This window comes from Ruegeria sp. AL1 (genome assembly GCF_056540905.1).
This window is the reverse complement of sequence record NZ_JBQFXP010000011.1, coordinates 24,921-39,175: the sequence shown is the minus strand read 5'-3', so window position 1 is coordinate 39,175 and position 14,255 is coordinate 24,921. Positions and strand designations below refer to the sequence as shown.

At 60.5% G+C, this 14,255-nt stretch carries 16 protein-coding genes; 7 read left to right on the top strand and 9 right to left on the bottom strand.

The window, feature by feature from the left end; all coding sequences use genetic code 11:
* Positions 1–61 precede the first annotated feature (61 nt).
* Both ACRZ9X_RS17160 and ACRZ9X_RS17155 read left to right on the top strand, forming a co-directional pair.
* Positions 62–1,093: a LacI family DNA-binding transcriptional regulator gene (locus ACRZ9X_RS17160; protein ID WP_480521061.1), complete on the top strand. Its 1,032-nt coding sequence runs from the start codon at positions 62–64 to the stop codon at positions 1,091–1,093.
* 1 nt (position 1,094) lies between these two features.
* A complete protein-coding gene (locus ACRZ9X_RS17155; protein WP_480521059.1) occupies positions 1,095–2,402 on the top strand; it encodes a GH1 family beta-glucosidase in 1,308 nt (435 codons plus the stop codon).
* 2 nt (positions 2,403–2,404) lie between these two features.
* Here the strand turns inward: ACRZ9X_RS17155 and ureG are convergent, their stop codons facing one another.
* The 9 genes from ureG to ACRZ9X_RS17110 all read right to left on the bottom strand — a co-directional run bounded on the left by ureG (position 2,405) and on the right by ACRZ9X_RS17110 (position 7,830).
* On the bottom strand, positions 2,405–3,052 hold the full coding sequence (gene ureG, locus ACRZ9X_RS17150; RefSeq protein ID WP_480521057.1) for an urease accessory protein UreG: 648 nt from the start codon (positions 3,050–3,052) through the stop codon (positions 2,405–2,407).
* The gene (locus ACRZ9X_RS17145; RefSeq protein WP_480521056.1) at positions 3,049–3,720 is read right to left on the bottom strand and encodes an urease accessory protein UreF; all 672 of its coding nucleotides are present in this window, start codon (positions 3,718–3,720) and stop codon (positions 3,049–3,051) included. Before ACRZ9X_RS17145 ends, ureG begins: the two co-directional genes overlap by 4 nt.
* Positions 3,686–4,138, bottom strand: coding sequence for an urease accessory protein UreE (locus ACRZ9X_RS17140; RefSeq protein ID WP_480521054.1), 453 nt, complete (start codon positions 4,136–4,138; stop codon positions 3,686–3,688). Before ACRZ9X_RS17140 ends, ACRZ9X_RS17145 begins: the two co-directional genes overlap by 35 nt.
* Before the next feature lie 28 nt (positions 4,139–4,166).
* The gene (locus ACRZ9X_RS17135) at positions 4,167–4,391 is read right to left on the bottom strand and encodes a hypothetical protein (protein ID WP_480521052.1); all 225 of its coding nucleotides are present in this window, start codon (positions 4,389–4,391) and stop codon (positions 4,167–4,169) included.
* A 122-nt stretch (positions 4,392–4,513) separates the two neighbouring features.
* The gene (ureC, locus tag ACRZ9X_RS17130; protein WP_480521050.1) at positions 4,514–6,274 is read right to left on the bottom strand and encodes an urease subunit alpha; all 1,761 of its coding nucleotides are present in this window, start codon (positions 6,272–6,274) and stop codon (positions 4,514–4,516) included.
* Positions 6,274–6,579: an urease subunit beta gene (locus tag ACRZ9X_RS17125; protein ID WP_480521048.1), complete on the bottom strand. Its 306-nt coding sequence runs from the start codon at positions 6,577–6,579 to the stop codon at positions 6,274–6,276. Before ACRZ9X_RS17125 ends, ureC begins: the two co-directional genes overlap by 1 nt.
* Positions 6,576–6,737 (bottom strand): hypothetical protein, encoded by a 162-nt coding sequence (locus ACRZ9X_RS17120; RefSeq protein WP_480521046.1) that lies wholly within the window; start codon positions 6,735–6,737, stop codon positions 6,576–6,578. Before ACRZ9X_RS17120 ends, ACRZ9X_RS17125 begins: the two co-directional genes overlap by 4 nt.
* A gap of 15 nt (positions 6,738–6,752) precedes the next feature.
* Positions 6,753–7,055 carry an urease subunit gamma gene (locus tag ACRZ9X_RS17115; RefSeq protein WP_480521044.1) on the bottom strand — a complete coding sequence of 101 codons (303 nt, stop codon included), beginning with the start codon at positions 7,053–7,055 and terminating at the stop codon, positions 6,753–6,755.
* Position 7,056: 1 nt separating this feature from the next.
* A complete protein-coding gene (locus ACRZ9X_RS17110) occupies positions 7,057–7,830 on the bottom strand; it encodes an urease accessory protein UreD (RefSeq protein ID WP_480521379.1) in 774 nt (257 codons plus the stop codon).
* 442 nt (positions 7,831–8,272) lie between these two features.
* Here ACRZ9X_RS17110 and urtA point away from each other — a divergent pair, with 442 nt between their 5' ends.
* Genes urtA through urtE form a run of 5 tightly spaced genes read left to right on the top strand, consistent with a single transcriptional unit; the run spans position 8,273 to position 14,235 of the window.
* The gene (gene urtA / locus ACRZ9X_RS17105) at positions 8,273–9,553 is read left to right on the top strand and encodes an urea ABC transporter substrate-binding protein (RefSeq protein ID WP_480521042.1); all 1,281 of its coding nucleotides are present in this window, start codon (positions 8,273–8,275) and stop codon (positions 9,551–9,553) included.
* A gap of 60 nt (positions 9,554–9,613) precedes the next feature.
* Positions 9,614–11,566 (top strand): urea ABC transporter permease subunit UrtB, encoded by a 1,953-nt coding sequence (gene urtB / locus ACRZ9X_RS17100; RefSeq protein WP_480521040.1) that lies wholly within the window; start codon positions 9,614–9,616, stop codon positions 11,564–11,566.
* 3 nt (positions 11,567–11,569) lie between these two features.
* Positions 11,570–12,799 (top strand): urea ABC transporter permease subunit UrtC, encoded by a 1,230-nt coding sequence (urtC, locus tag ACRZ9X_RS17095; RefSeq protein WP_480521038.1) that lies wholly within the window; start codon positions 11,570–11,572, stop codon positions 12,797–12,799.
* The gene (gene urtD / locus ACRZ9X_RS17090; protein ID WP_480521036.1) at positions 12,796–13,536 is read left to right on the top strand and encodes an urea ABC transporter ATP-binding protein UrtD; all 741 of its coding nucleotides are present in this window, start codon (positions 12,796–12,798) and stop codon (positions 13,534–13,536) included. Before urtC ends, urtD begins: the two co-directional genes overlap by 4 nt.
* Before the next feature lie 3 nt (positions 13,537–13,539).
* Positions 13,540–14,235: an urea ABC transporter ATP-binding subunit UrtE gene (gene urtE / locus ACRZ9X_RS17085; RefSeq protein WP_480521034.1), complete on the top strand. Its 696-nt coding sequence runs from the start codon at positions 13,540–13,542 to the stop codon at positions 14,233–14,235.
* Positions 14,236–14,255 lie beyond the last annotated feature (20 nt).

Below are 14,255 nucleotides of genomic sequence, written 5' to 3'. Positions count from 1 at the left end.
CGGAGATGGGAAATGCCGTCACTACATACGATCAGAAAGATTTGAAGGCGCTTTGAAAGCCATGAACCTCAAGCAACTCTCGGAAATCCTTGGGCTCTCGCAGACCACGGTCAGCCGTGCGCTGAACGGCTACCCCGAGGTGAACGAGAATACGCGCCTGCGGGTTCAGGCCGCTGCGGCCAAGCACGGTTACAGTCCGAATATCCGCGCCAAAGGGTTGGCGACAGGGCGGTCGATGGTCATCGGGCATGTGATTCCCAGCTCATCCCAGCATGAAATGGTAAACCCGATCTTTGGAGATTTCGTCGCCGGTGCCGCGCAGAAATACGGCGAGAATAACTATGACATGATGTTCACCCATGCGGCGGACACATCCATCGAAGATGCCTATCGCAGCCTGTTCAGCCGTGGCGCGGTGGACGGGATTGTGCTGCAGGGCCCCAAGGTGAATGAGCCTCGGATAACCGTCCTGTCCCGTATGGGCGTGCCCTTTATCGTCCATGGCCGCTCAACCGGGATTGAGGAGCCCTATGACTGGATCGACGTCAACAACCTTCGGTCCTTTGAGCGTGCCACACAGTTTCTGATCGACCTCGGTCACCGCCGCATTGCCCTGATCAACGGGCTGGAGGACATGGATTTCGCCCAGCGCCGTCGGAACGGCTATGTTGCGGCGCTGGAAAAGGCAGGGCTGGCCGTCGATCCCGCCTTATTGCGCAGCGCCGAGATGACCGAGATTTATGGCCACCAGACAACCAGCGAGATGCTGGATCTGGAGGACCCGCCCACCGCCATTCTGGCCTCATCCATCATCGCAGCCGTCGGGGTCCGGCGCGCCATCGACGAACGCGGGCTGCGGATGGGGCGGGATGTGTCGGTCATCGCCCATGATGATGAGCTGTCTTATATGCGCAACGGCATGGATGTGCCGATTTTCACCGCCACGCGCTCCTCGGTCAGACATGCCGGAGAGCTGGCTGCAGAAATGCTGATCGAACGGATCAACAACCCCGATGATCCCCCCAAAACCCGGCTTCTTGAAGCTGAACTAGTGGTCGGAAGCTCTACCGGCCCTGCCCCGCAAAGGTCCTGACATGAAATACAATCGCAGTGATTTTCCGGACGGTTTTCTGTTCGGCGTAGCAACCTCGGCCTATCAGATCGAAGGCCACGCACAGGGCGGCGCAGGCCGCACCCATTGGGACAGTTTCGCGGCGACCCCGGGCAACGTGGTCAACGCGGAAAACGGTGATCTGGCCTGCGATCACTACAACCGGTTCCAACAGGATTTCGACCTGATCCAAGAGGCCGGTCTGGATTGTTATCGCTTTTCCACAAGCTGGGCGCGGGTGCTGCCCGACGGGCGCGGCGCAATCAATCAGGACGGTCTGGACTACTATGACCGCCTGACCGACGCGCTGCTGGAGCGCGGAATCAAACCTTGCGCGACGCTTTATCACTGGGAATTGCCGTCGCCTCTGGCGGACTTGGGGGGCTGGCGCAACCGGGATATCGCCGGGTGGTTTGCGGATTTCACCGAAGTGATCATGGGCCGGATCGGCGACCGCATGTACAGCGTCGCCCCGATCAATGAGCCGTGGTGTGTCAGTTGGCTGAGCCATTTTGACGGCCACCACGCCCCCGGCCTGCGCGACATCCGCGCCACCGCCCGGGCGATGCATCACGTTCTTCTGGCCCATGGCCGCGCGATTGAAACCATGCGCGGGCTGGGGATGGATAACCTCGGCGCGGTGTTCAATCTGGAATGGGCCGAACCCGCCGATGACAGCGACGAAGCGCGTAGAACGGCGGCACTGTATGACGGTATCTACAACCGCTTTTTCCTGGGCGGCGTGTTCAACAAAGCCTATCCACAGAATGTGCTGGAGGGGCTAGAGCCGCATCTGCCCACCGGCTGGCAGGACGATTTCGACACCATCGGCACCCCGGTCGACTGGTGCGGTCTGAACTATTACACCCGCAAGCTGATCGCCCCTGCTGACACCCCGTGGCCCGGCTACAAAGAGGTCCCCGGCCCCTTGCCGAAAACTCAGATGGGGTGGGAGATTGAGCCCGCCGCCCTGTCGCGGTTCCTGATCCGCGCCAAACAGGAATACACCGGAAATCTGCCGATTTTCGTCACGGAGAACGGCATGGCCAGCCCCGAGCGGCAGCAGGATGATGACCGGATCGATTACCTCAACCAGCATCTGACCGAGGTTCAGCACGCGCTGGATCAGGGTGTGCCGGTGAAAGGTTATTTCATCTGGTCGCTGCTGGACAATTACGAATGGGCGCTGGGCTATGAGAAACGCTTTGGTCTGGTGGACGTGGATTTTGAGACGCTGGAGCGGACGCCCAAAGCCTCGTACCACGCGCTGAAAGCGGCGCTTGCCTCCTGATCTTACTCGCCCGCCAGCGCCGCCGGGTCGGCCGCCACCGGCAAGCCGCCGATCTGCGCCAGCAGGTCCACGATCTCGGATACCCCCTGCCGCTGACGTAGCGAGGTGAACACAAACGGGCGTCCGTTGCGCATACGGGTCGCGTCACGCTCCATCACGTCCAGCGAGGCGCCTACATGTGGGGCCAGATCGGTTTTGTTGATGATCAGAACATCCGATTTGGTGATCGCCGGGCCACCCTTGCGTGGGATTTCCTCACCCGCAGCCACGTCGATCACATAGAGGGTCACATCCGCCAGTTCCGGGCTGAACGTGGCCGACAGGTTATCGCCGCCGCTTTCGATCAGCACCACATCCAAATCGGGATGGCGCGCCTGCATCTCGGCCACGGCGGCCAGATTGATCGAGGCATCCTCGCGGATTGCTGTATGCGGGCAGCCGCCGGTTTCCACGCCGATGATCCGGTCCTGCGGCAGGATCTGCATCCGCATCAGCGCCTCGGCGTCTTCGCGCGTGTAGATGTCATTGGTGATCACGCCAATGGAAACCTTATCGCGCAGGGCTTCGGACAATGCGGCGGTCAGGGTGGTTTTGCCTGCGCCCACGGGGCCGCCAATGCCCACGCGCAGGGGGCCGTTCATGCTGCTCATGTTCGGAACATCCTTGAATATTGGGTTTCGTGTTTCATCGACGCGATGTCGGGCAGAAAAGCCATTGAGCTCAGATCATTCAAATCAGCGCCCAACGCCTCGGATGCCACGCGTTGACACAAAGGGGTCATGTCGCGGATCAACCGCTGGCCCTCGGTTTGGCCCAATGGCACAAGACGGGTCGCGCAGGCCACAAGATTGGACATGAACGCCTGCAAAAACATCTGCGTTGTCAGAGGTAAGGGCAGGTTGCGCCGCCCCGCTGCGTATCCGACGGCAACAGGATAGGTCAGGGCCGCCAGATCGACCGCCCAGACATCGGATGTCACGCCGCAAAACGCCTCACCCAGCAATCGCGTTTCCATAAGCCGCTCGGACGAGGGGCAAAACGCGCGCGCCGTCTGGTCAATCGCAGACAATTCGTCTGGCGACGTCGCCCGATATGCGAATGCCAAAAGGATGCAGTCATTGCGGCCAGTGCCATGCGCGACCACATCAGCAATCCACTCCCCCGTCTCGGCCGCGTTCGTCACGCTTCCGGTTTCAATCGCCCATTCCAACCCATGCGAATAGGCGAACCCGCCCACCGGGTAGGCTGGTGAGAACCACTGCGTCAGGGTCAGGATATCCGCGTCAGTGGGCGTGGCCATGGGTCCTGCCGTGGCCATAGGCCCCGCCTTCGGGGGTGAAGGGTTCATGCACCTCGCACACAGTCGCGCCGAGTTTCAACAGCATGTCGCGGATGACGTGATCAACCTGGATCAACAGGCGGTCGGCCTCAACCTGACAAGGGGTGTGCCGGTTACCGATATGCCAGGCGACGCGGGTCAGGTCTGGGGCAGTGACCTCAAGCAGCGCCTCGGGTGCCGCCTGAATGCCGATCTCGCGCCCATCTTCCAGAACCAGCACGCCGCCATGATCCAGCGAGGTTGTCTGGGCCAGATCGACCAGAATCTGCTCACCGCCGTCACAGGTCAGAACCTTTCGGCGCAGAAATCGGTCTTCATAGCTCAGCGACAGGTGATCGGCAGGAACACTATGAGTATGGTCGCAATAGCGACGGGCGGTAGAATAAAAGGCGGTCATGGGGCACTTGCCCCATAAGCTGGTACAGTCAGAGCCAGACGGTATCCGCAAAGACCCGGTGAACGATACGCTCGCGTGTCAGGCCGCGCTTGGACAGTTCCTCGTCGCTGAGCGATTGCAGGAATTCGACCTGCTGAACCCGCGATTGTGCCTCGGCCAAGCTGACCAGAAACGAAAAGACCGACGCGCCGATGGATGAGATCAGACCGGGCAGCGAAAAGCCTGCCGATGCGTGATGCGCAGAATGTGCCATTTGGACCTCCGCAAAGGTTGGTCCTCCCTTGTGTGCTTATCTTTGTCATTTCATCCCTGCTGAGTAGTGGCTGTTTGGGCATGGCCGGATTGCGCTCGATGCAATGCACCCGGCCATTTGGGTCAGAACATAAAATATCGCTGGGCCATCGGCAGAACCTCAGCCGGTTGGCAGGTGAGCAATTCGCCGTCGGCGCGGACCTCATAGGTTTCCGGGTCCACCTCAACCTCGGGAGTGGCATTGTTCAGCAGCAAATCGCGTTTGCCGATGTTGCGGGTGTTCTGAACAGCCACTGTTTGCTTTGCCAGCCCAAGCGCGTCGCCAATCCCTTCGGCCTGCGCAGCGGCTGAGACAAAGGTAATCGCCGAATGCTCGACCGAGCGCCCATAGGCCCCGAACATCGGGCGGCTATAGACCGGCTGTGGCGTCGGGATCGAAGCGTTCGGATCGCCCATCTGCGCACAGGCGATGGTGCCGCCCAGCAGGACCATTTCGGGCTTCACGCCGAAAAACGCCGGGTTCCACAGCACCAGATCGGCACGTTTACCTTCTTCGATACTGCCGATTTCATGGCTCAGACCATGCGCAATCGCCGGGTTGATCGTGTATTTGGCGATATAGCGACGAACGCGCAGATTATCGTTTTCGCCGATCTCCTCGGGTAGGCGACCGCGCTGCTTTTTCATCTTGTCCGCGGTTTGCCATGTGCGGATCAGAACCTCTCCGACACGGCCCATGGCCTGACTGTCTGACGCGATGATACTGAACGCGCCCATGTCGTGCAGAATGTCCTCGGCTGCGATCGTCTCGCGCCGAATGCGGCTTTCGGCAAAGGCCACATCCTCGGGAATGGATTTGTCGAGGTGATGGCACACCATCAGCATATCCAGATGCTCTTCGACCGTGTTCACGGTGAAGGGCCGCGTCGGGTTAGTGGATGAAGGCAGTACGTGGTTTTCGCCGCAGATCTTGATGATGTCTGGGGCATGGCCACCACCTGCGCCCTCGGTATGGAAGGCGTGGATCGTCCGGCCTTTCATGGCCGAGACGGTGTTTTCCACGAACCCGGATTCGTTCAGCGTATCGGTGTGGATCATCACCTGCACGTCCATCGCATCCGCGACTGAAAGGCAACAGTCGATGGCCGCAGGCGTGGTGCCCCAATCCTCATGCAGTTTCAGCGCACAGGCCCCGGCCTTGACCTGTTCCTCAAGTGCGGCAGGCAGCGAGGCGTTGCCTTTGCCTGCAAAGGCCAGGTTCATCGGAAAGGCGTCGGCGGCCTGCAGCATCCGCCCGATATGCCAGGGGCCGGGGGTGCAGGTGGTGGCCAGAGTGCCATGCGCAGGTCCAGTGCCGCCGCCCAACATGGTGGTCAGGCCGGAATGCAACGCATCCTCGATCTGTTGCGGGCAGATGAAGTGAATATGGCTGTCGAACCCACCTGCGGTCAGAATACGCCCCTCGCCCGCGATGGCCTCGGTGCCCGGGCCGATGATGATGTCGACGCCGGGCTGCGTATCGGGGTTGCCAGCCTTGCCGATCTTGGCGATGCGCCCGTCTTTCAGACCCACATCGGCCTTGTAGATCCCCGAGTGATCCACGATTAGCGCATTGGTAATGACCGTATCAACAGCCCCTTCGGCCCGCGTGACCTGCGATTGCCCCATCCCGTCGCGGATCACCTTGCCGCCGCCGAATTTGACCTCTTCGCCGTATAGCAAAGCATTATCGCCGGTTCCCCCGGTCGCGGCGGCGCCTGCGCGTTCTGCGGTCAGGTCGCGCTCCACTTCGATCACCAAATCCGTATCGGCCAGCCGCAGCTTGTCGCCGGTGGTGGGGCCGAACATCGCGGCATAGTCAGAGCGTTTGATTGTTGCTGGCATCAGAGCGCCCCCATCACCTTTTGATTGAACCCATAAACTCTGCGCGCACCGCCAATCGGGATCAGCGCAACCTCGCGCGATTGGCCCGGCTCGAACCGGACGGCAGTACCCGGAGCGATGTCCAGACGCAAACCATGCGCAGCAGTTCGGTCGAACTCCAACGCCGGGTTGGTTTCGGCGAAATGGTAGTGTGAGCCGACCTGAACAGGCCGGTCGCCTGTATTGGCAACCATCAGCGTGATCGCTTCGGCGTTTGCGTTCAGGGTGATTTCACCCTCAGCCGGGAAAAGCTCGCCGGGGATCATTTCGGCAACTTCACCAGTAGGGTGATTGCAACCACAGCGACCAAAGCCAGCCCCGCACCAAGGGTTGCATAGTCCGTGCCGTGGGCGTGGATATGGGTGTCGGTGTGCGCCATTGCAGGACCGGACAGGACAAGGGCGGGAAACAGCATACGGTTCATTGGAATACTCCTGAGTTATCGGATAGGGTTGTGGACGGTCACCAGCTTGGTGCCGTCGGGAAAGGTGGCCTCGACCTGAACCTCGTGGATCATCTCGGGCACGCCCTCCATGCAGTGTTCGCGGGTGATCACCTCGGCCCCGGCCTGCATCATGTCGGCGACGGACCGCCCGTCGCGCGCACCTTCGACCACCGCGTCTGTGATCAGCGCGATGGCTTCGGGGTGGTTCAGCTTGACGCCTCGGGCCAGCCGCTTGCGGGCGACTTCGGCGGCCATGGCGACCAGCAGTTTGTCTTTTTCACGGGGGGTCAGGTTCATGTCAGAGCATCCAGCATCGGGGAAGAGTGTTTTTGTTCAGCCGTCGTAGCACCGGCAGCAGCGCGCGGCGCAGCGTATGGCTGTCCGGGGCCAACAGCCGCACGGCCAGCAGATCCGGTGCGATCAGGCTGGCGCCAGCGGTTTGTGGCAGAAGGTCAAGGGTTGGGGTCAGGTGCGCCTCGGCCCTGTCGCAGGCCAGAACGATCAGCGCCATCGCCCCTGCCCCGTTGGCGATATTGGGGCGGGCGAGATGCGCCTGCAAGTCACCGGCAAAAGCCATCGCATCCAGAAAGATTGTCCGGCCGTCGCGACGAATCTCGATCCGGTCGCGCAGATGAACATCGGTCAGGGTCTCGCCCATTGCGGGTCGGCCAAAGACCAGCGGTTCGACCAGCAGGGCCGACGCCCCGGGTTCCAGATCAACAACCAGCCGCCGGTCCAGCGCGCTGCCGTCGAACAGGATGGTTTCCTGTGGCAGCCAGTTCAGCCGTCCGCCTGCTGCAACGGTCACCGCATTCCTGATCCGGCCAGTCTGCCCGGGCTGCGCCTTATAGGCGCGCTCGCAGGCCTGCGTGGTCACAGTTAGAGTGGTCTCGGCGGCCACAGCACCCGAAAACCGAAACTGGTCGCCGCCGGTGACGCCCCCGGCCGTGTTCAGCAGAACCGCATCCAGATGCGGGGAATTCGCGCGTGGAAACAAGCACTTGAATGACCCGGCCTGCCGCAAATGGTCGATCACACTGCGCCCGTTTACAGGTTTGGTGGTCAACGTCACCTCACCCACGGCACGCGGCGGGGTGTCCTGAGTATCAGGCGATATAGGAGAGAGATGAGTGATGACAGCGGCCTTCAGGGTTTGAACTTCTGGCGCTTTTTTCACCGTTTCGATGTCGAAACTCTATTCCCTTGTGCCGCTTTCAGGCCGGGCACCCCGGCAATAGCCTAATTTTTAATCCAACATCTGAGTTGCAGGTTAAAAATTAATCAGATGGCGCGATTTCGATAAGCGGTCCGGCCCGAGGGTTTGCCAATTTCGCTGCATTGCAGAATTCGTATGGGGCCTGCCGGGCACTGGGGTACCGGGGGTGTGTGACGGCTGCGCGAATTGGACCTCGATCACAACCGCCACACGAAACGCAACAACAGTTGCGGGGATCAGGTAGAAGAAGACGGCGTCTTAACGCAAGACTTCTGTGCCGCCCCGCCAGGAGGACTCTATGTCATTTCTCAAATCCACGCTTGCCGGATCGGCCGTCTTCGCCGCCATGGCAACCGCTGCGCTGTCGGCAGAAGACACGATCAAGGTCGGCGTGCTGCACTCGCTGTCGGGCACCATGGCGATCTCGGAAACCACGCTGAAAGACACCATGCTGATGTTAATCGACCAGCAAAATGCCAAGGGCGGCCTGCTGGGCAAGCAGCTTGAGGCCGTCGTGGTCGATCCCGCATCCGACTGGCCACTATTTGCGGAAAAAGCGCGTGAGTTGCTGAGCGTGCATGAGGTGGATGTGATCTTTGGCAACTGGACATCTGTCAGCCGTAAATCGGTTCTGCCCGTGATCGAGGAACTGAACGGCCTGCTGTTCTATCCGGTTCAGTATGAGGGCGAAGAATCGTCCAAGAACGTCTTCTACACCGGTGCCGCTCCCAACCAGCAGGCAATCCCTGCGACCGACTATTTCCTGGAGGAACTGGGCGTCGAGAAATTCGCTCTGCTCGGCACAGACTATGTCTACCCCAGGACCACCAACAATATTCTGGAAAGCTATCTGAAGCAGAAGGGCATCTCGGATGACGATATCTTCGTCAACTACACCCCGTTCGGCCACTCTGACTGGTCCAAGATCGTGGCGGACGTTGTCGCGCTGGGTGCGGATGGCAAGAAGGTCGGCGTAATCTCGACCATCAACGGCGACGCCAATATCGGCTTCTACAAGGAACTGGCCGCCGCGGGCGTTTCGGCGGATGACATCCCGGTCGTGGCCTTCTCGGTCGGCGAGGAAGAACTGTCGGGTCTGGATACCACCAACCTCGTGGGCCATCTGGCCGCTTGGAACTACTTCCAGTCGGCGGATACCGATGCAAACGCTGAATTCGTCGAAACATGGAAAGCCACCATGGGCGAAGACCGCGTGACCAATGACCCGATGGAGGCGCATTACATCGGCTTCAACATGTGGGTAAACGCCGCGACCGAGGCCGGATCGACCGAAGTGGATGCCGTGCGCGCCGCCATGTACGGGCAGGAATTCCCGAACCTGACCGGCGGCACCGCCGTCATGTTGCCGAACCACCACTTGGCCAAGCCGGTTCTGATCGGTGAGATTCAGGAAGACGGACAGTTTGATATCATCAGCGAAACCGACGTTGTGCCGGGTGACGCCTGGACCGACTTCCTGCCGGAATCGGCGGTTCTGGTATCGGATTGGAAAGAACTGGGTTGCGGTATGTACAACACCGAGACCGAGACCTGCGTTCAGACGCTGTCGAACTACTAAACGACACGCAAGGCGGGTGATCACGCCCGCCTTGCCCCAAGACATCTCGGGTTTCACCACATGTTACGACTATTCCTTGCGGGCCTCGCAATCCTGTGCGCCTGCCTGACCGCCAACGCGCAAGAGGGTGGTCTGCAAACGATCCTGCAAGAACATCGGGAGATCATCGCCAAAAGCTCGCGCAAGACGATCGGGCCTGCGATCGATGCGATTGCTAGCAGTGGTTTGCCGCAAGCGCAGGTGATGCTTGAGACGTGGGCCGCCAAAAACGTTTGGATGCGCAAGTCCGACGGCCTGTTCTTTGCCGGCAAAAAGGGTGAAGGGCGGTCGTATGAGCTGGCCGATTTCGACACCGGCGAAGTGGTTGGCACCTTTGAGAAATCCGACCTCAAACAACTGAAACCCAACAGCGGCATCCGCGCGATGATCGGGACAGCTCTGGTGCAGTTCCAACTGACTGACCCAGACCGCGCGCGGCGGCTGGCCGCTTTGCAATCCATCCAACGCGATCCCGAAGGCGCTTTGCTACAGCCGCTGCGCGCGTCGATTGACGATGAACCCGATGCCGACCTGAAGGCCCAGAAACAGCGGCTCGAACGGTTGCTGACGATTGGATATGACGAAGATAGCGCGGCGCGCGTGGCCGCGATTGAGGACATGTCCGGCGATCTGGGCGTCGACGTCCGTGGCGCGTTGAACCCTCTGATCGTCACGACACGACAGGCGGCAGCCGAACTTCCATCCGATGCGAATATCGCCGCCGTTTTAGAGCCGGGTTCCAGTGATTTGTCGCGCGATGAGGCCTATGACTTACTGGTCACCGGTGATCTGGCATCCCCGCGTGTGTCAACGGATGATATCCGGACCGCTCTAGCGGCCAATATCGACGGTGGCCGCGTTGGTGACATTCCGGTTGCCCAACTGAATACGGATGCCACGCGCGCCCGGGCTTATGCAGCTTTGGCTGAGGCCGGGGTCGTTCCAGCCTTGGTGACCGAGGCCGACATAGACGCGGCGCTGGCTGAACATGTGTTCTTTGATACCTACACGGAACCCTCGCCTCAAGTGACCGCGACCGCCGCGCAAGCGCTCGAACAGATCGAGCTGAAGGTCGGCCTGAACCAGACCCTTGACCTGACGCTGGACGCGATTTCTCTGGCCTCGATCTATTTCCTGGCCGCCATCGGTCTGGCCATCACCTTCGGCGTGATGGGCGTTATCAACATGGCCCATGGCGAGTTCATCATGATGGGCGCCTATACCGGCTACGTGGTGCAGCAGTTCATCCCCGACCATACGCTCTCGATCATCGTCGCCATCCCGATGGCCTTTGCCGTCACCTTCGCTATGGGCGTCGCGATGGAGCGGCTGGTGATCCGCTGGCTGTATTCGCGCCCGTTGGAGACGCTACTGGCGACCTTCGGCATTTCGATTGCGCTGCAACAGCTGGCCAAGAACATCTTCGGCACACAGGCCCGGCCTCTGACCGCGCCCGGCTGGCTGGACGGGGCGTGGGTGCTGAACGACGTGGTTTCGATCAGCTATATCCGTATCGCGATCTTCGTGCTGGCGATGATCTTTTTGGGGCTGTTCCTCTACATCATGAAGCGCACCCGGCTGGGGCTTGAGATGCGCGCGGTGACGCAAAACCCCCGCATGGCCGGGTCGATGGGCATCAATCCGGGGCGAGTGAATATGCTGACCTTCGGGCTCGGCTCCGGCATCGCCGGGATTGCAGGCGTCGCGATTGGCCTGTTTGCCAAAGTGACGTCTGATCTGGGCAGCGACTACATCGTGCAAAGCTTCATGACCGTGGTTGTCGGCGGGGTCGGCAATATCTGGGGCGCGTTGGCAGGGGCAGGCATGATTGGCTTCCTGCAAAAAGGGATCGAGTGGATGAACCCGTCAAACACCCTCGCGGCCCAAACCTACATGATCATCTTCATCATCATTTTCATCCAGTTCCGGCCAAGGGGCATCATCGCCATCAAAGGCCGCGCAGCGGGGGATTGAGCCATGGAACGCAGCTTTGTCGCCAAGAACCCCTCGGTACTGGTCTTTCTGGCCATCCTGTCGCTGTTCACTTTGGGCGTCACCGTCCTGTCCGAAGGGTTCGGGATTGGTGTGATCTCGACCAGTTTCGTCAAGACGCTGGGAAAGACCTTGTGCCTGTGCCTGATCGCTGTGGCTATGGATTTGGTCTGGGGCTTCACCGGCATCCTGTCGCTGGGCCATTTCGCCTTTTTCGGGCTGGGCGGCTATATGATCGGCATGTGGCTGATGTACGAACGCACACGCCTGATCGTGGTCGAGTCATTGTCCCAAGCCGATATCCCGCCAACGCCATCCGAGGTGGTAGACGCCATCGGCACGCAAATCTTCGGCGTCGTCGGATCGTCCGAGTTCCCACTGATCTGGGCCTTTTCGGACAGCCTGTTCCTGCAACTTATGCTGGTCGTGCTTGTACCGGGCCTGCTGGCGCTGATCTTCGGGTGGCTGGCCTTCCGCAGCCGGGTCACGGGCGTGTACCTGTCGATCCTGACCCAAGCCATGACATTGGCACTGGCTTTGTACCTGTTTCAGAACGACAGCGGCTTGCGTGGCAACAATGGCTTGTCGGGCTTGCAGAACCTACCGGGTGTCACCGCCTCGCAGGACGTGGTGTCGATCTGGTTCCTCTGGGCCTCGGCGCTGGCCCTGGGGCTAGGCTATGTGCTGTCCGCGTGGATCGTATCGGGCAAATTCGGCTCGGTCATCCGTGGCATTCGCGACAACGAGGCGCGGGTGCGATTCCTTGGCTACTCGGTCGAGGTCTATAAGCTCGCCGTCTTCACACTAACCGCCTGCATCGCGGCCATCGCGGGGGCGCTTTATTACCCGCAGGCGGGCATTATCAACCCCGAGGAAATGGCCCCCATCGCCTCGATCTACCTCGCCGTCTGGGTCGCCATCGGCGGGCGCGGGCGTCTATATGGCGCGGTCATTGGCGCAGCCTTTGTCAGCCTGCTCAGCACATGGTTCACCGGCGGGCAGGCCCCGGACATCCCGCTGGGCTTCTACACGATCAAGTGGGTCGACTGGTGGCAAGTGCTGCTGGGCGTGTCCTTTGTGCTCGTCACGCTGTTCGCCCCCAGGGGGATCGGAGGGCTGTTCGACCTCTGGACCAACCGCCGCGCACCACAGCGCCACGGCGCGGCACTCGGGCCTGATGACGGCGCGTTGCGTGAAAAGGAGGCCACGGAATGAGCACTCTGCTAGAAGTCAGCGGCGTGTCGGTCACCTTCGACGGGTTCCGCGCCATCAACAACCTGTCTTTCCAGATCGGCAGCGCGGAACTGCGCGCCGTGATCGGGCCGAACGGGGCGGGCAAGACCACCTTCATGGACATCGTCACCGGCAAGACACGCCCCGACGAAGGCCGTGTGATCTGGGGTGATAAATCTGTATCGCTGCTGCGTATGAGCGAGGCCAAGATCGCGCAGGCCGGGATTGGGCGTAAGTTTCAGAAACCCACGGTGTTCGAGGACCAGAGCGTGCAGGAAAACCTGCTGATGGCACTGAAGAACAAGCGTGGCTGGCTGGGCGTGCTGTTTTATCGGCCTTCGGCTGGCGACCTTGAAATGGTCGAACAACTGGCGGTCGAAATCGGCTTGAAGGATGAACTGACCCGCAAATCCGGCGAACTCAGCCACGGGCAAAAGCAATGGCTGGAGATCGGTATGTTGCTGGCGCAGGAGCCGCGTTTGTTGCTGGTTGATGAACCCGCCGCCGGAATGACCCCGCAGGAACGGGAACACACGACCGATCTGCTGGTACAGGCGGCCAAGACCCGCGCCGTCGTTGTGGTCGAGCATGATATGGAGTTCGTCCGGCGCCTGAACTGCAAGGTCACAGTCCTGCATGAAGGCTCGGTTCTGGCTGAGGGCTCGCTGGATCATGTCACATCAAATCAGGACGTCATCGACGTCTATCTGGGGCGTTAGGCAATGCTGAAACTGACCGATCTGACCCTGCATTACGGGCATTCGCAAATCCTCTATGGCATCTCGATGGAGGCTGCGCAGGGCGAGGTGACCTGTGTTATGGGCACCAATGGCGTGGGAAAAACCAGCCTGATCAAGGCGATCTCGGGCACACATCCCCGCTCGGGCGGCGAGGTGCAGTTGAACGATGAAGACCTTCCCCCGCTACCCGCGCACAAGATGGCTTGGAAAGGTGTCGCTTATGTCCCCCAAGGACGTGAGATTTTCCCTCTGCTGACCGTACGCGAAAACCTTGAGACCGGGTTTGCTTGCCTGCCCACTGACGAACACTTCATACCAGACGAGATTTTCGAGCTGTTCCCGGTTCTCAAACAGATGCAGAACCGACGGGGCGGAGACCTGTCGGGCGGTCAGCAACAGCAACTGGCCATCGCGCGGGCCTTGATCACCAAGCCCAGTTTGCTTCTGCTGGACGAACCAACCGAAGGTATCCAACCCAATATCATCCAACAGATTGGAGAGGTCATCCGCCATCTCAGAACCAAAGGCGAAATGGCCATTGTGCTGGTCGAACAGTATTTCGATTTTGCTTACGATCTGGCCGACCAATTCGTGGTGTTACGGCGCGGCGAAATCCTGATGCAGGGGCGCAAGGCTGACCTGTCACGCGATCAGGTGCTGCAAGGCGTCACGGTGTAACGCGAAAGGGCCGCCGGTTC